The sequence below is a fragment of the Jejuia pallidilutea genome (assembly GCF_002973595.1).
GTDB lineage: Bacteria > Bacteroidota > Bacteroidia > Flavobacteriales > Flavobacteriaceae > Jejuia > Jejuia pallidilutea.
In genome coordinates, this window is record NZ_PVEO01000010.1 from 37436 (window position 1) to 55681 (window position 18246).

The 18246-nt window shown below is 33.1% G+C and carries 19 protein-coding genes and 1 pseudogene; 15 read left to right on the plus strand and 5 right to left on the minus strand.

Annotation, left to right across the window (positions count from 1 at the left end; translation table 11 throughout):
- The 5 genes and pseudogenes from CLV33_RS14455 to CLV33_RS14475 all read left to right on the plus strand — a co-directional run bounded on the left by CLV33_RS14455 (position 1) and on the right by CLV33_RS14475 (position 3373).
- A complete protein-coding gene (locus tag CLV33_RS14455) occupies positions 1–1161 on the plus strand; it encodes a flavohemoglobin expression-modulating QEGLA motif protein (RefSeq protein ID WP_105474508.1) in 1161 nt (386 codons plus the stop codon).
- A 213-nt stretch (positions 1162–1374) separates the two neighbouring features.
- Positions 1375–1668: pseudogene (locus CLV33_RS17815) on the plus strand (type II toxin-antitoxin system HigB family toxin).
- A 2-nt stretch (positions 1669–1670) separates the two neighbouring features.
- Positions 1671–2027: a helix-turn-helix domain-containing protein gene (locus CLV33_RS14465; protein ID WP_042243937.1), complete on the plus strand. Its 357-nt coding sequence runs from the start codon at positions 1671–1673 to the stop codon at positions 2025–2027.
- 369 nt (positions 2028–2396) lie between these two features.
- Positions 2397–2891: an SRPBCC family protein gene (locus tag CLV33_RS14470; RefSeq protein WP_105474509.1), complete on the plus strand. Its 495-nt coding sequence runs from the start codon at positions 2397–2399 to the stop codon at positions 2889–2891.
- 2 nt (positions 2892–2893) lie between these two features.
- A complete protein-coding gene (locus CLV33_RS14475) occupies positions 2894–3373 on the plus strand; it encodes a nuclear transport factor 2 family protein (protein WP_105474510.1) in 480 nt (159 codons plus the stop codon).
- Between the two features lie 119 nt (positions 3374–3492).
- Here CLV33_RS14475 and CLV33_RS14480 read toward each other — a convergent pair whose 3' ends face one another.
- A complete protein-coding gene (locus CLV33_RS14480; RefSeq protein WP_105474511.1) occupies positions 3493–4362 on the minus strand; it encodes an NmrA family NAD(P)-binding protein in 870 nt (289 codons plus the stop codon).
- A 164-nt stretch (positions 4363–4526) separates the two neighbouring features.
- A complete protein-coding gene (locus CLV33_RS14485) occupies positions 4527–5183 on the minus strand; it encodes a YceI family protein (protein ID WP_105474512.1) in 657 nt (218 codons plus the stop codon).
- Positions 5184–5352: 169 nt separating this feature from the next.
- On the opposite strand from CLV33_RS14485, the gene CLV33_RS14490 reads away from it, so the two are divergent.
- From CLV33_RS14490 to CLV33_RS14525, 8 genes are all read left to right on the plus strand, one after another.
- Entirely contained in the window at positions 5353–5919 is a 567-nt protein-coding gene (locus CLV33_RS14490) for a nucleotide exchange factor GrpE (protein WP_105474513.1), read from the plus strand.
- A 51-nt stretch (positions 5920–5970) separates the two neighbouring features.
- Positions 5971–7086, plus strand: a complete 1116-nt coding sequence (gene dnaJ, locus CLV33_RS14495) for a molecular chaperone DnaJ (RefSeq protein WP_105474514.1) — start codon at positions 5971–5973, stop codon at positions 7084–7086.
- A 542-nt stretch (positions 7087–7628) separates the two neighbouring features.
- Positions 7629–8564, plus strand: a complete 936-nt coding sequence (locus CLV33_RS14500) for an ABC transporter ATP-binding protein (RefSeq protein WP_105474515.1) — start codon at positions 7629–7631, stop codon at positions 8562–8564.
- 3 nt (positions 8565–8567) lie between these two features.
- A complete protein-coding gene (locus CLV33_RS14505; RefSeq protein WP_105474516.1) occupies positions 8568–9881 on the plus strand; it encodes an ABC transporter permease in 1314 nt (437 codons plus the stop codon).
- Position 9882: 1 nt separating this feature from the next.
- Positions 9883–10842, plus strand: coding sequence for a mechanosensitive ion channel family protein (locus tag CLV33_RS14510; protein ID WP_105474517.1), 960 nt, complete (start codon positions 9883–9885; stop codon positions 10840–10842).
- Between the two features lies 1 nt (position 10843).
- Entirely contained in the window at positions 10844–11719 is an 876-nt protein-coding gene (locus CLV33_RS14515) for a DUF6268 family outer membrane beta-barrel protein (RefSeq protein ID WP_105474518.1), read from the plus strand.
- A 3-nt stretch (positions 11720–11722) separates the two neighbouring features.
- Positions 11723–12886, plus strand: coding sequence for a sigma-54-dependent transcriptional regulator (locus CLV33_RS14520; RefSeq protein WP_045372288.1), 1164 nt, complete (start codon positions 11723–11725; stop codon positions 12884–12886).
- A 12-nt stretch (positions 12887–12898) separates the two neighbouring features.
- Complete coding sequence (locus tag CLV33_RS14525; protein ID WP_105474519.1) at positions 12899–13777, plus strand: PPK2 family polyphosphate kinase; 879 nt, start codon at positions 12899–12901, stop codon at positions 13775–13777.
- A 140-nt stretch (positions 13778–13917) separates the two neighbouring features.
- Here the strand turns inward: CLV33_RS14525 and CLV33_RS14530 are convergent, their stop codons facing one another.
- Positions 13918–14364: a winged helix-turn-helix transcriptional regulator gene (locus CLV33_RS14530; protein WP_105474520.1), complete on the minus strand. Its 447-nt coding sequence runs from the start codon at positions 14362–14364 to the stop codon at positions 13918–13920.
- A 144-nt stretch (positions 14365–14508) separates the two neighbouring features.
- Between CLV33_RS14530 and CLV33_RS14535 the strand changes: the two genes are divergently transcribed.
- The gene (locus tag CLV33_RS14535; protein WP_105474521.1) at positions 14509–15405 is read left to right on the plus strand and encodes a nuclear transport factor 2 family protein; all 897 of its coding nucleotides are present in this window, start codon (positions 14509–14511) and stop codon (positions 15403–15405) included.
- Positions 15406–15419: 14 nt separating this feature from the next.
- The gene (locus CLV33_RS14540; protein ID WP_105474522.1) at positions 15420–16010 is read left to right on the plus strand and encodes an NAD(P)H-dependent oxidoreductase; all 591 of its coding nucleotides are present in this window, start codon (positions 15420–15422) and stop codon (positions 16008–16010) included.
- A 222-nt stretch (positions 16011–16232) separates the two neighbouring features.
- Here CLV33_RS14540 and CLV33_RS14545 read toward each other — a convergent pair whose 3' ends face one another.
- Both CLV33_RS14545 and CLV33_RS14550 read right to left on the minus strand, forming a co-directional pair.
- Entirely contained in the window at positions 16233–17555 is a 1323-nt protein-coding gene (locus CLV33_RS14545) for an Ig-like domain-containing protein (protein ID WP_146109750.1), read from the minus strand.
- 181 nt (positions 17556–17736) lie between these two features.
- A complete protein-coding gene (locus tag CLV33_RS14550) occupies positions 17737–18246 on the minus strand; it encodes a hypothetical protein (protein ID WP_105474524.1) in 510 nt (169 codons plus the stop codon).

Consider the following 18246-nt stretch of genomic DNA (forward strand, 5'->3'; position numbering starts at 1 on the left):
ATGAAGATTGATGACAGTGTAACCACCAAAACACTTTTAGAAATAGATAAAAATATTGATGCGCTAGTAAAGCAAATAGAATTGTTGAGCTATGTTAATCCAACAAATATAGAAGAAGAGAAGGCACGTTTTTTTGCCTCTAAATACTTAACAGACCCTATTTTTAAATACCCCAATATTAATTTTGATAAGTTTAAACTTCACAGAAAGTTATTTACGCAACCTATAGAACGTATAGAGGACGAAGATGTTAGAAACCTCTACGAAGACGTTATTTATACCTATTCTGGGTTAATACAATGTATAGAGAACATTGGTAATGGTAAGGATTTTTACTTTAATAGTTTACACTGTTTTGGAACACCAACTGAAAATGACGTAGAAAACGCTAAGTTTATCTTGCATTTTGAAGATGAAAACAGAGAATTAGAGCAATTTCAACCTAAATACAGTGCCAAAGATTCTGAAATCTTTTTTAAGGAATTTTCCAAAAAGTACAATTTTGATTACCATATTGAGTATTCTGATAAGATTTCTGCCATTGCCATGGTTTTAAATAACGTTAAAACCTTAGTGCTAAATACCAACCACACCTATTCTGAAAACGAAATAGCAGTATTAACCAATCACGAAATAGGAGTACACATGGTAACTACCATGAATGGATTGTTGCATCCGTTAAAAATATTTTCGCACGGGCTCCCAAATAACGAGGAAACCCAAGAAGGGCTTGCTGTGTTTTCAGAATATATGAGCAATAATTTAACCGTTACACGGCTTAAAGAACTTGCATACCGTGTAATTGCTGTAGACAGTTTAGCTAAAGGGTATCCGTTTTCAAGAACTTTTAGGTTACTGCACAACCAATACGATTTGGATAGGGAAAGTGCTTTTTATATTACCATTAGGGCGCATCGTGGTGGTGGGTTTACCAAAGATTACTTATACCTTTCGGGTTTAAAAAAAGTATACGATTATTACCATTCTGGAAAAGATTTAAGCCTCCTCTTAACAGGAAAAGTATCTATAGAATACGCACAAGACATAAAGTCTTTAATAAAAAAAGGGTATGCAGTTCCTGCAAAACATATTACAGACTCTTACGCTGAGAATAAAAATGCCAACAAAAAGGTAGATTTTATCTTGCGGAGTTTAAAATAGGATTTTGCAAGATTTATATTATATTTATACTTGTAGTATATTGTAAATAAAATGATTATACTTTTTTTTTATACTTAAATTTATAATCTAAAAAAACATGTTTATTCAGGTTTATTTTTAGTTTTATATACAAGTTGGCAACAAGCTCAAAAAAGAAAAAATGTTACCAATTTGGTAATATTTTTTGTTGTATTTGCGACAATTAACTATAATGTGAGGGCAATAGCGAAATGAACTTTAAGAGATTTTTGGGAAAAACACGCTGATTGTGAAGAGTAACTAAAATCTTGGTTTTGAGAAACTGAAAAATCCGAATGGAAAAATATTAATGAATTAAAAAATGATTCTCCAAGTGCAAGTATTCTAACGGACAATAGAATTGTTTACAATATTAAAAGAAATAACTACAGATTAATTGTAAAATTCAACTTTGAACATCAAATATGCTGGATAAGATTCATCGGAACTCACGCAGAATACGACAAAATAGACGCAAATAATATCTGATCATGAAAATAACACCAATAAGAAACGAAAAAGACTATCAAAACGCCATAAACAGACTTGAAGAGATTTTTGATGCAAAAAAAGGAACTGAAGAAGGCGACGAATTGGAAATCCTTTCAATCTTAATTGATAGATATGAAAATGAGAATTTTCCAATTGAAATGCCAGACCCAATTGAGGCAATCAAATTCAGAATGGAACAAATGGGAATGAAACAAAAAGATTTAGCCGAAGTTGTCGGATTTAAAAGCAGAGTAAGCGAAATTTTGAGTAAAAAACGTAAACTGACTTTAGGTATGATAAGAAAATTGAATTCAACTCTTCACATTCCGACTGAAGTTTTGATTCAAGATTATTAATAAATAAAAGCCAGTTGCCAACAATTTATAACTACAATTACGGAGGATTCGACTACGTCCGATACACTCGGAATTGTTAAGGCTGCTGTATAATCCGAAAATAATCGTTAATTTAATTCGTAACTGATCGTCATGTGAGACCGTTTTACCCAACATTGCCCCGTCCTAAATAAAGGTTACATAATTTTAAACAATGATGTACAAAAATGAGAAACTAAGTAGACGATATTGTACTTTTTTTAAATGGAAAATTTACAACAACTAACTTGAGCATATGTATGGACAGTCGTTTTTATTAAAGTAATTAACAAGTTAAGAATATAAACGAAACCACTGTAAAAACATGATGCTTACTTAAAAAAGCAGCATATGAAAAATTGGGACACTTTCACGAAAAGAATTTTGATAAATAAGCCAATAGAAGAGGTTTATCGCTGTTGGTCTACCAAATCGAAAATTGAAACTTGGTTTCTTGAAAAAGCTGATTTTACATCAAATAATGGCCAAAGGGAACCAGATGAGTTGGTACAAAAAGGCGACAAGTTCTATTGGAAATGGAACAACTGGGATATTACTGAAAAAGGTGAAATTTTAGAAGCCAATGGTAAAGATTCCATATCGTTTACTTTTGGTTCTGGCGGTAATGTACATATACGTTTAAAACCAATGAGTTCCAATACAGAAATTACGCTTGTTCAAAATGAGATACCAACGGACGAGAATAGCAAAATGGATATTTATGTGGGCTGTATAACGGGTTGGACGTTTTGGCTAACCAATTTAAAAGCTTATTTGGAATACGGTATTACGCTTCATTCCAAAGGCCTTAAACAAGAGGATACTACAGATTTGGTAAATAGTTGATTATGAAAAAAATTAAGTATTACATAATAATCTGCCTTCTTATTGTAAGTTGTAAGAAAACAAACAAAGCTGCACAAGCTGAAAATAGCAATTTGGAATTGGAAACTTTTATTGCCAACTATTATTCCGTAATGTCTCAAAGAGATTGGGTTGCTTACAAATCTTTTTTTACCGATAAAGCAATACTAACAACTATATGGCAAGAGGCGAATGATTTAGCACCAAAACTGCATACAAACTCCATAACAGAATTTTTAGCCCAAACAGAAAACGGACCAGACAGTCAGCCTATTTTTGAAGAAAGACCAATTAAAATAAACATAATCAAAGAAAAGAACCTAGCTAGTGCTTGGGTGTATTACGAGGCTGAGTTTGGAACGGAAGATAATTTAATACAATGGAAAGGTTATGATGTATTTAGTCTTTTAAAATTTAAAGACAAATGGCATATAATATCAATAACTTATATATCTGATAATTAATAAAAACAACCCTGATATACTAGTATAGTTTATTAGAAATTTGAAGCTATTTTACTAAATTTAAGATTATAGCGTATTAGGGCTTGCATACCATTTCCTTATAAAACCATTACGAACAGTTAAAACTTGTCTTTTTCTCTAATAATAAATGCTTTTAGTGTAGTTGGTTGTTTGCCGGTAAGTTTGTAAAAATTATTTGAAATTTTTGGTGCTTTTTGTAGCCTTGGTAAAAAGTGCAGTAATGTCATTACAATAGCAAACCCACGTTCAACACCATTTTTTCTTTTTTTTAAATAAAAACATATTGGGTTAACGCTTTTATAATTGTATGTTCTATTTGTAATCTCACTTATTATTTCACATACCTGAGTAAAGTTTTTGTTTTCTGTTCCAGTTATTTCGTAGGCCTTATTTTGGTAATTTTCGAAAGACTGAATTAATACAGCAGTCACCGCTCCAATATTTTTTAAATCTATCCAGTTAAATTTTGCCTGCCCCGAAGGAAGTATAATAGTTTGGTTTTTTTGTAGTTCGGGGAGTAATACGGTTGTTAAGTTTTGCATAAAGTAGCTGGGTCGAATAAATATGTATTTAAAACCAATAGACTTTATTAATTGCTCTATTTTATGGTGTGGAATAACGTTGCTCTTTTCTGCTCCTTGAACCGAAAGGAACACCACTTTTTCAATGCCGTTAGTTTTAGCCGACTTTAATAGCGGTTGAAAATAGGTGTGTACTGCAGAAATATGAGGAGGTCTAAGCAAAAACAGTACGTTAATATCTTTAAATGCTGTAGAAAAGGAATTTTGGTCTTCAAAATCAAAAAATCTGTAAGATACACGCGAAAGGTTAACAAATTTTGCTTTTGATTTTTCTAGGTTTCTTACAGCAACAATTATTTCAGATGTGTTGTCATTTAACTCGTAAAGCTTATGTACTACTTCTGTCCCTACGTTTCCTGTGGCGCCCGTTACTAGTATTCGCTTCATTTTCTAATACAATCAAATTCTAACATTACAAGTTAATTAGCGTACTTAAAAATACCCTAAAATTTTTAAAGAATTAATACTGTTTTGCTATTATTTAAATAAAAAAACCATCTCGTTTTCACAAGATGGTTTTTAGCATTTGTTTGAGTTAGTCACTCCTCGTTTTAAGCCTTTTTAGCGGTTACATTAACCCTTAGCTCTATTTCATCATTTATAAATTTATCACCTAAATCTCCAAAGATAGATTTAGACTTATATTTAATGTCCCATTTTGTTCTATCTATAGTAAACGCTTCACTAGTCAACATCATTGTGTCACCATCCATAGTTACATTTACAGGAAATGTTACGTTTTGCTTAATTCCTTTTATCGCTAAGTTTCCAGAAAGCATGGTTTTGCCTTCAACTTCGCTAATTCCAGTTACTTCAAAAGCAGCATTGGCATGGTTTTCAACATCAAAAAAATCAGGACTTTTTAAATGTCCTAAAAGTTTTCCGTTGCCTTCATCTTCAGCAGGAATGTCTAGTACCTGGATAGAGCCCATATCCACTAAAAAAGAACCACTTTCAATAGCATCTCCGTTAACGTTAATAACACCAGATTCTAGTTTAATGTCACCGTTGTGAGTACCTGTTGGCTTAAAGCCTTTCCATTCAATAATAGATGCATTTGCATCGGCAATATATTTTACTGCAGTTGCTTGTGCTTCAGCAGCAGCCTCGGCGTTAGAGGTTTCAGCTTCTTTGGCTTTGTCCTTACAACCTACAAGAGCAATTGCAAGAACGCCGGTAAATAATATAGTTTTTAAATTTAATTTCATTGTTATTAATTTTTAGTGTTATGGCATCAAAAGTACGTAATTTGTTTCATAGAATAAATAAAAAGTTAAACAAAAATTTTGTTAAAATTTTTAATGACAATATGGCATTTTAATAATAATGGCAGTACTTTTGCCAACCGAAATGTACAAGTATTAACGCAATACAAAAATGAGCAAGAAAAATAAAGATAAAGAGATAAAGGAAGAACAAAACAACAGTTTAGAGAATGAAACTGTGGCAGTTGAGGAACAGCAAGAGCAAGAGGAGAAAAAAAATGAGTTATCTGCTGAAGAAAAGCTTAAAGAAGAACTTCAAAACGAAAAAGATAAGTTTTTACGCTTATTTGCTGAGTTTGAAAACTACAAGAAGCGCACTTCTAGAGAACGTATAGAATTGTTTAAAACCGCAGCAAAAGAGCTAATGCTAGAGCTATTGCCTGTTCTTGACGATTTTGAGCGTGCACTTTTACATATAGAAGAGGATAAAGAAGCCGAAGAATTGCGCAAAGGTGTACTTTTAATCTACCAGAAGTTAGTATCTACCTTAGAGAAAAAAGGACTTACGGTTGTTAAAGTATCTAAAGGCGACACATTTGATGCTGAGGTACACACCGCAATTACACAAATTCCTGCACCAAGTGATGATTTAAAAGGTAAAGTTGTTGATGTTGTGGAGAAAGGCTATAAATTGGGAGACACCATTATTCGTTTTCCTAAAGTGGTTGTGGGGCAATAAAAATATAAATTTAAAAATCCGTTATTTTAAAAAAGGATTTATAATAGGAATATGGCAAAGAGAGATTATTACGAAGTTTTAGGAATTAATAAAGGGGCAAATGCCAGTGAAATAAAAAAAGCCTACAGAAAAAAGGCCATAGAATTTCACCCAGATAAGAATCCAGACAATAAGGAGGCAGAGGCGAAATTTAAGGAAGCAGCCGAAGCATACGAAGTATTAAGTGATCCCGATAAAAAAGCGCGATACGACCAGTTTGGTCACCAAGCCTTTGAAGGTGGCGGTGGCTTTGGCGGTGGCGGCATGAATATGGACGATATCTTCAGTCAATTTGGAGATATTTTTGGTGGCGGTTTTGGTGGCGGCTTCTCTGGCTTTGGTGGCGGAGGCGGACAGCGCCGTGTTAAAGGGAGCAACCTTCGTATTCGTGTTAAATTAACCTTAGAAGAAGTTGCCAATGGTGTAGAAAAGAAAATTAAGGTAAAGCGCAAAATACAAGCTCCAGGAACCACTTATAAAACCTGTTCCACTTGCCATGGCACTGGGCAAGTAACACGTATTACAAATACAATTTTAGGTAGAATGCAAACCTCGGCACCATGTAATGCATGTGGAGGTGCAGGACAAACTATTGATAAAAAGCCCGCCGATGCCGATGCACAGGGCTTAAAAGTAGCAGAGGAAACCGTATCTATTAAAATACCTGCTGGTGTTGTAGATGGTATGCAGCTAAAAGTATCTGGAAAAGGTAATGAAGCCCCAGGAAACGGTATTTCTGGCGATTTATTAGTGGCCATCGAGGAAATAGATCATGAGCGTTTACAGCGCGAAGGCGATAATTTGCACTACGATTTGTACGTGAGTTTCCCCGAAGCGGTTTTAGGAACTTCTAAGGAAATTGATACCGTTACCGGAAAAGTACGTATTAAAGTAGAAGCTGGCGTACAATCTGGTAAAATTTTACGCTTACGCGGAAAGGGAATTCCAAGTTTAAACGGTTATGGTAAAGGCGATTTATTGGTACACGTTAACGTTTGGACACCCAAAACTTTAAATAAACAACAAAAAGAGTTTTTTGAGGATATGTTGGAAGATGACCATTTCTCACCAAAACCGGAAAGTTCAGATAAATCGTTTTTCGAGAAAGTTAAAGATATGTTTTCTTAGTGAAACTCAAATTTATACAGCTTTTATAAAAACAGAACTTGTAAATTGAGCTCATTAAGGTATAAAGTAACTTCTAAAATTAATTTTATTCAGCTTATTTATTCAATATTTTCATAATATTTAATTTAAGATTGAAAATAATGTAACATATTAAGAATTTCTGTTACAAAACAAAATTTCTTAATGTTACTGTCAACTTATTCTAATAGTTTTGCTATTAGTTAAGAAAAAAAAACTATCTTTGATTATCGCTAATGAACATTAGTGATAATTTTTCTTTTTCATAGCAATTTTTTTCCCATCCTTAATTAACATTGAGGGTGGGTTTTGTTTTTTTAGTAAGATTCTATATTTTAAATTGCAAAGTAACACCTAAAATATAGTTTATTGAACTCATCTCGCCATACTGTGGTATTACATTTTTAGCCGCTTCCTAATATTAAAAAACCTATAAATCCGTTCCTGAATATTTACTCCCTTTACACTTAATCAACTCATATACATTTAATATCTTTACCATTAGTTATAACTAAAACATTTGAATGGATAACCTATTAGAAGTTAATGGTGTAAGTAAGAAATTTGGAAGTTTTACAGCTTTAAACAATGTTTCTATCACAGTGCCAAAAGGAAGTATTTATGGCCTTTTAGGGCCAAATGGTGCAGGAAAAACAACTTTAATTAGAATTATAAACCAAATTACACTACCAGATTCTGGTGCGGTAATTTTAGACGGGGAACCGCTTAATGAATCCCACATAAAAGATATTGGTTATTTACCTGAAGAACGGGGCCTGTATAAATCTATGAAAGTAGGAGAGCAAGCACTTTACTTAGCGCAATTAAAAGGGTTAAGTAAATCTGTAGCTAAAGAACGATTACAATATTGGTTTAAACGTTTGGATATTGAAGATTGGTGGAACAAAAAAATACAAGAGCTATCCAAAGGAATGGCACAAAAAATACAATTTGTGGTTACGGTGTTACACGAGCCTAAATTGTTGATTTTTGATGAGCCTTTTTCTGGTTTCGATCCCATTAATGCTAATTTAATTAAAGACGAAATTTTAAGGTTGCGCGACAATGGTGCTACCGTAATTTTTTCAACACACAGAATGGAATCCGTAGAAGAACTATGCGATGATATAGCCCTTATTCATAAATCTAATAAAATATTAGATGGCAAAATTTTGGATGTAAAACGCGCTTATAAATCCAATACGTTTGAGGTTGGAGTAAAAACATCAAATAATACAGTTTTAGAACAAGAACTTTCAGAAACATTTAAAATTACACCTGCTAATTTTAAAACCTTAAATAATGAGTTAAAGTTGAATATTCAAATTTCTGAAAATCAAACTCCTAACGATTTATTAAACTATTTAACATCAAAAGGGGAAGTGTCTCATTTTGTAGAGTTAATACCAAGTGTAAACGATATTTTTATTCAAACTGTAACCAATAATAACTTGCAATAAATTATGAATCATTTACCTTTAATTATAAAGCGAGAATATTTATCAAAGGTTAAGAATAAATCCTTTATTGTAATGACGATTTTAAGTCCTATCATTATGATAGTGCTTATAAGCGTTGTGGCATACTTGTCTCAATTAAATAATGATAAAGTTAGGGTAATTTCTGTTTTAGACGCCTCAGAAAAAGTAAAAGATATCTTTACAAATACCGATAATACGACGTATAATATTCTAGAAGACATATCTTTAGAAGATGCTAAGGCTTTGGTTGCCGAAACCTCGGGATACGGACTTTTATATATACAGGATAAAGAAAATGTAGAGGAAATTTCAAAAGGGATAAAATTTTATTCAGAAGAATCACCATCATTAACCGTAATTTCTAAATTAGAAAATAAGTTAGAAAAACGCTTAACGCTTATGAACTACCAAGATGTAGGCATTGATGTAAATAAAATTGAAACTTCACAAGTAAATATAGATATTTTTCAAGAGAATTTTGTGGGTGAAACATCATCAAAAACCGATAATATTATCAAATTAATATTTGGTGGTGCAGCTGGTTATTTGCTGTTTATGTTTATAATTATTTACGGCAATATGATTATGAGAAGTGTTATAGAAGAGAAAACCAGCAGAATTATAGAGGTAATTGTATCTTCTGTAAAACCTATACAATTAATGCTTGGTAAAATTATTGGAACATCATTAGCAGGATTAACCCAGTTTGCTATTTGGTTGGCTTTAGGAAGTATATTATTAGTGGTTGTTTCGGCTATTTTTGGTATAGATATAGCCCATATGCAAACACCCCAACAGGCAGCAATTCAGCAGGCTATGGAAAACCCCGATGTAAATAACCAAATACAAAATGCTATGCAGGGCTTTTTTAATTTGCCATTAACCAATTTAATTGTTGCGTTTATTTTGTTTTTTATAAGCGGTTATTTGTTGTACAGTTCACTATATGCCGCTATTGGTGCAGCTGTAGATAATGAAACTGATACACAACAGTTTATGTTGCCTATAATTATGCCATTAATTTTAGCAGTTTATATTGGTATTTTTACGGTTATAGAAGATCCCCATGGTACGGTTTCTACAGTATTTTCGTTTATACCTTTTACCTCGCCTGTAGTTATGCTAATGCGTATACCTTTTGGTGTGCCCATTTGGCAGCAATTACTATCTTTAGGATTATTAATAGGCACATTTATATTTACGGTTTGGGTTGCCGCTAAAATATACCGCGTAGGTATTTTAATGTACGGTAAAAAACCAACGTATAAGGAATTGATTAAATGGATTAAATATTAAAATGCAAGATCAGGTAAACCATATAAAAAACGACGTTGATAATGTAGAAAAGGTGTTTAAGGAAACATCGGTAGGGCAGGCTATAATTGATTTTCTTGAGTATAAAATAATAGACTTCCAGTACGGCTCTGGTGAGGACACTAGCCAAATTGTGCTAAAAGTAAAATACCTGTTGCTTGTAATTTTGGTAATGGTTTTAACCACTTATGTATTAAGGTGGGTAAAGAAACTGGTAACCAGACATATGCCCAAGGAAGATAAAGTTAAGTTTACTACCGTATTTTCTTTTGCAAGGTGGGTAATTTATATTATTGTAATTCTCATTGTTTTCGATTCTATTGGCATTAATGTTACTGCGGTTTTTGCAGCCTCCGCAGCCTTATTAATTGGTATTGGTTTAGCATTACAAACCTTGTTTCAAGATATCATATCTGGAATTTTTATTTTGGTAGACCAATCGGTACACGTAGGCGACATTATAGAGTTAGAAGGTAAAGTTGGGCGCGTAGAAGAGATAAAGTTGCGTACTACAAGAGCTGTTACTATAGATAATAAAGTGCTTGTAATTCCAAATCACCTTTATTTAACCAATAGTTTGTATAATTGGACCCAAAACGGAAAAACAACTAGAGAAAGTGTTTCTGTAGGAGTAGCTTATGGTAGCGACGTTAAATTGGTAAAAGAGCTATTACTTAAAGCTGCTAACGAGCACGAACTTATATTAAAACATCCTGCACCTTTGGTATTATTTACAAATTTTGGAGATAGTGCTTTAGAGTTTAGACTCGTTTTTACACTAAATGATAGTTTTCAAGGTGTTATACCGCAAAGCGATTTACGTTTTGAGATAGATAGACTTTTTAGAGCGCACAATATTACCATTCCATTCCCTCAGCGCGACGTTCATTTGTACCAAACCCAACCCGTTTTAAAAACGGAACAATCGGAAACTAAAAAATAAGATGCTAAAAAACTTATCAATTTCCCTGTGTTTGTTCTTGGGCGTAAATGTTTGTTTTGCACAATTAACAGATTTAGCTCGTTTGGAATATTCGTTTATTCCCCAAAGCAAATCAGAAGATCAATACACAAGGTTAAGAGCTTTATTAAATTATCCTATAGAAGTAAAAGAAGATACTTATTTGGTAATTGGTGCAGAGTATAACAACGTTATACTAAACTTAGAAGAAAATTACCCTTTTGATACGTCTGGTTTAAACAACATTCATGTTATAGACCTTAATTTAGGGTACACATTTAAGTGGAACGAGAAGTGGCGTTTGGGTCTAAAATTTAATCCTAGAATAGCTTCAACACTTACAAAAAGTATAGTGTCAGACGATTTCTTTTTAAACGGCGGTGTTTATATTATAAACGACAGAACCGATGATACTTCCCTTAAAAGGCCATTTCGTTTAATTTTGGGGCTTACCTATAATGCAACCACAGGAATACCATTTCCTTTGCCCTTTGTAAGTTATTATAGGGAAGTTAATGAAAGGTGGAGTTTTAATGCTGGTGTACCAAAATCTAACATAAAGTATGCCTTAAATGCCAATAATAACATTCAAGCATTTGTTGGTTTAGATGGGTACTTGGCGCATTTACAAGAACCCTCATTAATTAATGGAAATCGTGTAGATCACATCTCACTATCAGTCGCCTTAGGGGGCTTAGGTTACGAATATTTATTTTCTAAACATTTGGTAGCATATTTGTATTCAGGTTACACGTTTAGATTAAATAACGTTTTACGCAATGAAAATAGAGATGAAGTTTTTAAATTAGACGATGTAAATGCATTTTATTTAAGAACCGGACTAAAATTTAAAATTTAGAATATGCCAAAAATATTAATTATTGAAGATGAAGCTGCCATTAGGAGAGTATTGGTTAAAATCCTTTCAGAGGAAAATGATACCTATGAAGTTGAAGAAGCCGAAGATGGTTTAGCAGGAATGGAAAAAATTAAGAAAGAGGATTACGATTTGGTACTTTGTGATATAAAAATGCCTAAAATGGATGGTGTTGAAGTATTGGAAGCCACCAGAAAAATAAAACCAGAAATACCAATAGTCATGATTTCTGGCCACGGCGACTTAGATACCGCCGTAAATACTATGCGCTTGGGCGCTTTCGATTATATTTCTAAACCACCAGATTTAAACAGGTTATTAAATACCGTAAGGCATGCGCTAGATAGAAAAGAACTTGTAGTAGAAAACAAAATTCTAAAGAAAAAAGTAAGCAAGAAATATGAAATGATTGGTGAAAGTGCATCTATTACGCAAATTAAGGACATGATAGATAAGGTAGCGCCTACCGATGCTAGAGTACTAATTACCGGTCCTAATGGCACAGGTAAAGAACTGGTAGCACACTGGTTACATGAAAAAAGCGAACGCGTTAAAGGACCTATGATAGAAGTAAACTGTGCCGCGATACCCAGCGAACTTATAGAAAGCGAGTTGTTTGGCCATGTAAAGGGCGCCTTTACAAGTGCTAATAAAGATAGGGCAGGTAAGTTTGAAGCTGCCAATAGAGGTACTATTTTTTTAGATGAAATAGGAGACATGAGTCTTTCTGCCCAAGCAAAAGTACTTAGAGCGTTGCAAGAAAACAGAATTCAGCGTGTTGGTAGCGACAAGGATATTAAAGTAGATGTTCGCGTAATAGCTGCAACAAATAAAAACTTAAAAAAAGAAATTGAAGATGGCAAATTTCGTGAAGATTTATACCATAGACTTGCAGTAATTTTAATTAAAGTACCTGCTTTAAACGAAAGGCGCGATGATATTCCGCTTTTAGTGAATCATTTTGCCGAAAAAATAGCAGGCGAACATGGTACCGCACAAAAAAGTTTTTCAGATAAAGCTATAAAACTATTACAAGATTATGAATGGACAGGGAACATTCGCGAGTTAAGAAATGTTGTAGAACGCCTTATTATTCTTGGAGGCACAGAAGTTAGCGAGCAAGATGTAAAATTATTTGCTTCAAAATAAAAACACTAAAACATGAATCAAATTAAAGAAAGTGATTTTAAAATTTCCTCAAAAATCAATATTAGCGAATTGCCTACTTCTTACGATTTAGGAGTTCCTGAAAAAGATGTAAAAAAGGCATTAAAAAAAACAAGAAAATTATTAAGTAGCATACAAAATACCATGTATGCTCACGATAAATACTCGGTTTTAGTCTGTTTACAAGGTATGGATACCTCTGGTAAAGATAGTTTGGTACGCGAAGTATTTAAAAGCTTCAATGTAAGGGGAGTAGAGGTACATAGCTTTAAGGTTCCTACCGATTTAGAGTTGAGTCACGATTATCTTTGGCGCCATTATATAGCCTTACCACAACGTGGGAAATTTGGTGTTTTTAATCGCACACATTACGAAAATGTTTTAGTAACACGAGTACATCCTTATTATATTTTAGGTGAAAATTTACCAGATATAAACTCAGTTGAAGATATAGATAATGCGTTTTGGGATAAGCGTTTTGAGCAAATTAATAATTTTGAAAAGCATATAGCAGAGAACGGCACTATTATTTTTAAGTTCTTTTTGAATTTATCAAAAGATGAGCAAAAATACCGACTTTTAAGACGCTTGCGCAAACAGGAAAAAAACTGGAAATTCTCAGCGGGCGATTTAGAAGAGCGCAAACTATGGGATAAATACCAAGAATGTTACCAAGATGCTATGAATAGAACATCTAAAACGCATGCGCCCTGGTACAATATTCCAGCAGACGATAAACCCACAGCACGTTATATTGTAGCTAAAATAATGTACGATGTGCTAAGTAAGTTTACCGATATTAAGGAACCAGAACTAGATGAAGAGACCAAGGCAAACATAGATTTGTATAAAGCACAATTAGAAAACGAGTAATACTTACTTTAATGGTTTAGGCTATACCTTCTGTTTGTTAATAACTGTCTTACATCTTATAAATGCATTGTTTAAGTACCTTATTTTGAAAATAAAAACCGAATAAAAAATCTGCTGGTTTTTTCGTAGGTAGGCGACAACTAGCCATTAATTATATTCATCGTTGTAGCTAGTTTTTCTCTGTACTGTTGTTCTATAACTCTGGTAAATTCTGCTTTATCGCGTCTTAATAATTCTATACCGCCTTCATTCACGATAGTAGGATTAAAATCCCTTAAATGATTGTCGCTCCAAATCCCCAATTCTACAATTATGGGTGTCATTGCTAATCCTTTCTCGGTTAAAAGGTAGATGTTCGATTTATTATTGTTTGGAAGTTTTGTTTTAGTAATAATTCCAAATGCTTCAAGCTGTTTCAATTTTGTGGTCAGTATGTTGGTCGCAATGCCTTCATCACTTTCTGTAAAGTCCTTAAAGGTCTGCTTATTTTCCATAAGCATTTGTTTTACAATTACCAACATCCATTTATCACCTAGAATATCTAAAGCCGACGTAAAGGGGCAATTACATCTAAATTTTGTTTCCATTCTCTTTTATTCCTCTTAATAGCTACAAAGTTAACAAAATATTATTTTCACTTGCACTTTGCAATTTATTTAAAAAATTACTTGCAAAATAAAAGTATTATTGTAATTTTACTTGCATAATACAAGTAATAAAAAACTCATAACATGAAAAACGTATTCATAGTATTAGTGATTGCTAGTGCATTTGCAAGTTGTAAGTCAACTAAAACAAATTCAAATAGCGACAAATCAACACAAACTTCTAATTCAAAAACATTAAAAATGAACAAAAAAGAAACCGCTGTGGCTTTTGTAAAAGCCGTAACCTCGCAAGATGTAGATAAGGTAAGAGCATTAGCCAATCCAGATTACATTCAACACAATCCATTTCTTCCCACAGGATTAGAACCTTTTATTCAACTGTTTCCTATGCTAAAAGAAAATGAAACCAAAGCCGAAGCAGTCCGTGTCATCGAAGACGGAAACTTTGTAGTGCTACATCAATTATGGACAGGTGCCAAGCCTTTTGGTGCAGATCAAATGGTGTCTTTCGATATTTTGCGATTCGATGAAAATGGCAAAATAGGCGAACATTGGGATGCGCTACAACCTTTCGAAGCAGAAACGGCAAGCGGAAGAACTCAAGTAGATGGTGCAACTGATATTGTAGATTTAGACAAAACCGAAGCAAACAAAGCCTTGGCAAAGTCTATGGTAGAAGATATTTTGATGGGTAAAAATCCGAATAAAATTACCGAATACATCAGTACCGAGCAATACGACCAACACAACCCTAACATCAAAGATGGACTCAATGGAATAGTAGAAGCTGTTCAGTATCTCACTTCACAGGACAATATGTTTCAATACACTAAAATTCATAAAGTTTTGGGAGAAGGCAATTTTGTACTTACGGTAAGTGAAGGCCAATGGAATGGCACAAACAATGTTTTCTACGATTTGTTACGTTTTGAAAACGGAAAAGCAGTTGAACATTGGGATGTTATACAAGAAATTCCAACTGAAAATCTAGCGAACGATAACGGAATGTTTGGATTTTAAAAATGTAAATAATTATGAAAAAAGCACTTATTATAAACGCTCACCAGGAATATCCATTTGCCAAAGGCGAATTGAACAAAGAAATCGCTAAGCGTATTGAAAACTATTTAAAAAGTATTGGCTATGAAATTAAAACGACCACGATGAAAGACGAATGGAATGCAGATGAAGAGGTAAACAAACATACTTGGGCTGATGTCGTTGTTTTACAATCGCCTACCAATTGGATGGGTTTTCCTTGGATTTTCAAGAAGTATATGGATGAAGTTTATACGGCCGGTATGTTTGGTAAAATGAGCCAGAATGATGGAAGAACTGCAGAAACACCAAAGAAGAATTATGGGGCTGGTGGTTTAATGCAAAACACCAAATATATGTTGTCATTAACGTTTAATGCACCAGAAGAGTCATTTAATGACGCAAATGAATTTTTATTTGCAGGTAAATCAGTTGATGATTTATACTTCGCACAGCATATGAATTTTAAATTTTTTGGTATGCAACCATTGCCAACCTTCGCTTGCTTTGATGTCATGAAAAACCCGAATATTGAGAATGATTTTAAAAGATTAGAAGCACATCTTGTGACTAATTTTAGCGATTAGTTGATATAACGGTTTATACAAAATATGAAATCACAAGGGTTTTGGCCCTTGTGATTTTTATCCGAAATTTTCGGTCAAATTACACCCGACGTTCTTGGCTATGAGCAGTTGGAGATTTTAGGCCTTAACTTTTCAATTTAGCACCGAACTTTATTTTATGTTTATTATGTGGTTTTATTACTTTATCCCCAATTGCTTATAGCCGTTGTTTGCAACTGGCTTTTATTTATTTCCTGTTTTAAATTCAATCAAAAACGGTTTTAAAGGAATCCAATCGTTTGTTCTAAAGTTATTTTCTAATTGAATTTGATAATGCTTATTAGGTTCTAATTCTACATTTATTGTCCAAGTTTTATTGTCTTCTGAAAAGACTCTGTTGTTTGGGCTTATTTTGGGTAAATAGTTTTTTCCTAATGGACCAGTATCTAGCCCTGTGTTGATGCCATTCAAAGGTTCCGAAAATTCCACTGTAATTTGTTTTATTCTAGGACTAACGTTATTACTGTTGTTCTTGAATTGCTTTATTCCAATTACACTTGGTCTTTTATTATCAAACTTTTGATAAAGTTCTTCGATAGATGATGAGAAAAATCTTGTTGATTGAACAAACTCTTCTATTTCGCTTTCATTTTCAAAGTCCAATTCAATTAGTTTTTTAATGGCTTCTTTTTTATTTTCTGATGTTTCATAATAGTTTTCTGCCATTTGATACCCGATATAATATGCCAAATCTCGTACTCCAAATTCATTAGACGAACCACTGTCCCATAACCATTTGAATCTATTGTTTGGATAGAACATTTCTTTTTCAAATTTTTCTCTCACCTTATCTGCGTTTTTCTTCCCATATTCAATAGCAGGTGCAGCAGAAGGAACACCCATTGCTTTTACTGAAACAAATTCTGCAACACCCTCATAAATTGCTAGAGAAAGTAAATTATGAACCATTGGTTTTTGTTGTGTATGAACATACTCGTGAATGTTCAATAAGACAAGGTTTTCAATGGGATTGCTGTCAAAAAATGTTCGTCTATCTTCTTGCTCTTCTTCAGGGAATTCTGTTGAAATTGAGCTTTTATCTGTCAATGCTAATTCGCTACCTATAAGCACTAAATTATCTAATGTAGTTCCACCTGTTCTAAATGCTCCAATAGTAAAATAGATTTTTGCAGGTTTCAACTCGGGGTAGATTTCTCTGAATTTTTCAATTCCATCTTGTAATTCAGAACTAAATTGGTCTATTTTTAATGTGTTTTCTCGAATCGATTCCCAAAATTTTGGATAGCTATTTATTGCTCGTATATAATCTTCTGGCGTATAATTCCTAACTTGTCTTATAGCGTTTAGTCCTGCCGTTCCTCTTTGTAGATAAAGACTGTCAAGATATTTGTATTGTAAGATAGAGTCTTGGGTTGGAGTGATTTTATCATAAGCTTCCCAAAAGTGTGTTATGTCAGTTGTTACAATGTTTTTGTAGCTCTTATTTTCTGTTTTACAACTCACTATAATCATTACAGTTGTAAGTAAACCTAAAAGTTTTTTCATCTTTATTTCTGTGTTTTATTCAGGACGGGTCAAGCTTGCATACAACGGTTTTGTGTATGGTTAGTTGCGTGCTTGTGTGCGAGGATTTTCCGAAGGAAAATCAGATGCAAGCAAGCAAAGCAACTCACATTGGTTAAGCTAAAAATAGCAATTTTTTATACACGGTGTTACCCAACGTTTTTTATTTTATTTTTCCGATTTTCTTTAAAATCAGTAATGTTATAGCTAGCAAAATCCCGACTCCAATAGCTAAATATCCACCGTATTTATCTTTATTCCCACGAATAAAATATGCTTCTCCATTTTTGTCAATAAATTGTACAGTCTTATTAAATCTTAAATCTCGGTTTTTCTGTAAAGGAGTTTTGTCATCGTAAAAAACTGTAATTTCATCTCCGAGTTTTAGTTTATCTAATTGTTCAAATTTTGGTCCGAAATCGCCAGAAGCTTGTCCCACAAAAACATCAAAAATAAGAGGAAAATCCGCAATGTGAATAAATCGATGGTCTCCTTTATTTCTATAATTTATTTCTTGAAATGTTTTATCAAAATAGTCGATTTGACCTGTCACATTATTAAATTCTGTTTTCTCTTTTGTTCCACGAATTGAAAGATATATTCCAAATCCGACGATTAATAAACAGGCGAGAAGTGATTTTTTAAAAATTGGTTGTTGCTCTTTTTTTGTCAT

Bases quoted from the DNA above. Each gene is read 5' to 3' on its own strand.
- CLV33_RS14500 (WP_105474515.1), top strand. From the start codon at position 7,629: ATGGATAACCTATTAGAAGTTAATGGTGTAAGTAAGAAATTTGGAAGT.
- CLV33_RS14505 (WP_105474516.1), top strand. From the start codon at position 8,568: ATGAATCATTTACCTTTAATTATAAAGCGAGAATATTTATCAAAGGTT.
- CLV33_RS14470 (WP_105474509.1), top strand. From the start codon at position 2,397: ATGAAAAATTGGGACACTTTCACGAAAAGAATTTTGATAAATAAGCCA.
- CLV33_RS14550 (WP_105474524.1), bottom strand. From the start codon at position 18,246: ATGACAAAAAAAGAGCAACAACCAATTTTTAAAAAATCACTTCTCGCC.
- CLV33_RS14490 (WP_105474513.1), top strand. From the start codon at position 5,353: ATGAGCAAGAAAAATAAAGATAAAGAGATAAAGGAAGAACAAAACAAC.
- CLV33_RS14485 (WP_105474512.1), bottom strand. From the start codon at position 5,183: ATGAAATTAAATTTAAAAACTATATTATTTACCGGCGTTCTTGCAATT.
- CLV33_RS14540 (WP_105474522.1), top strand. From the start codon at position 15,420: ATGAAAAAAGCACTTATTATAAACGCTCACCAGGAATATCCATTTGCC.
- CLV33_RS14465 (WP_042243937.1), top strand. From the start codon at position 1,671: ATGAAAATAACACCAATAAGAAACGAAAAAGACTATCAAAACGCCATA.
- CLV33_RS14520 (WP_045372288.1), top strand. From the start codon at position 11,723: ATGCCAAAAATATTAATTATTGAAGATGAAGCTGCCATTAGGAGAGTA.
- CLV33_RS14525 (WP_105474519.1), top strand. From the start codon at position 12,899: ATGAATCAAATTAAAGAAAGTGATTTTAAAATTTCCTCAAAAATCAAT.
- CLV33_RS14475 (WP_105474510.1), top strand. From the start codon at position 2,894: ATGAAAAAAATTAAGTATTACATAATAATCTGCCTTCTTATTGTAAGT.
- CLV33_RS14455 (WP_105474508.1), top strand. From the start codon at position 1: ATGAAGATTGATGACAGTGTAACCACCAAAACACTTTTAGAAATAGAT.
- CLV33_RS14510 (WP_105474517.1), top strand. From the start codon at position 9,883: ATGCAAGATCAGGTAAACCATATAAAAAACGACGTTGATAATGTAGAA.
- dnaJ (WP_105474514.1), top strand. From the start codon at position 5,971: ATGGCAAAGAGAGATTATTACGAAGTTTTAGGAATTAATAAAGGGGCA.
- CLV33_RS14545 (WP_146109750.1), bottom strand. From the start codon at position 17,555: ATGAAAAAACTTTTAGGTTTACTTACAACTGTAATGATTATAGTGAGT.
- CLV33_RS14530 (WP_105474520.1), bottom strand. From the start codon at position 14,364: ATGGAAACAAAATTTAGATGTAATTGCCCCTTTACGTCGGCTTTAGAT.
- CLV33_RS14515 (WP_105474518.1), top strand. From the start codon at position 10,844: ATGCTAAAAAACTTATCAATTTCCCTGTGTTTGTTCTTGGGCGTAAAT.
- CLV33_RS14535 (WP_105474521.1), top strand. From the start codon at position 14,509: ATGAAAAACGTATTCATAGTATTAGTGATTGCTAGTGCATTTGCAAGT.
- CLV33_RS14480 (WP_105474511.1), bottom strand. From the start codon at position 4,362: ATGAAGCGAATACTAGTAACGGGCGCCACAGGAAACGTAGGGACAGAA.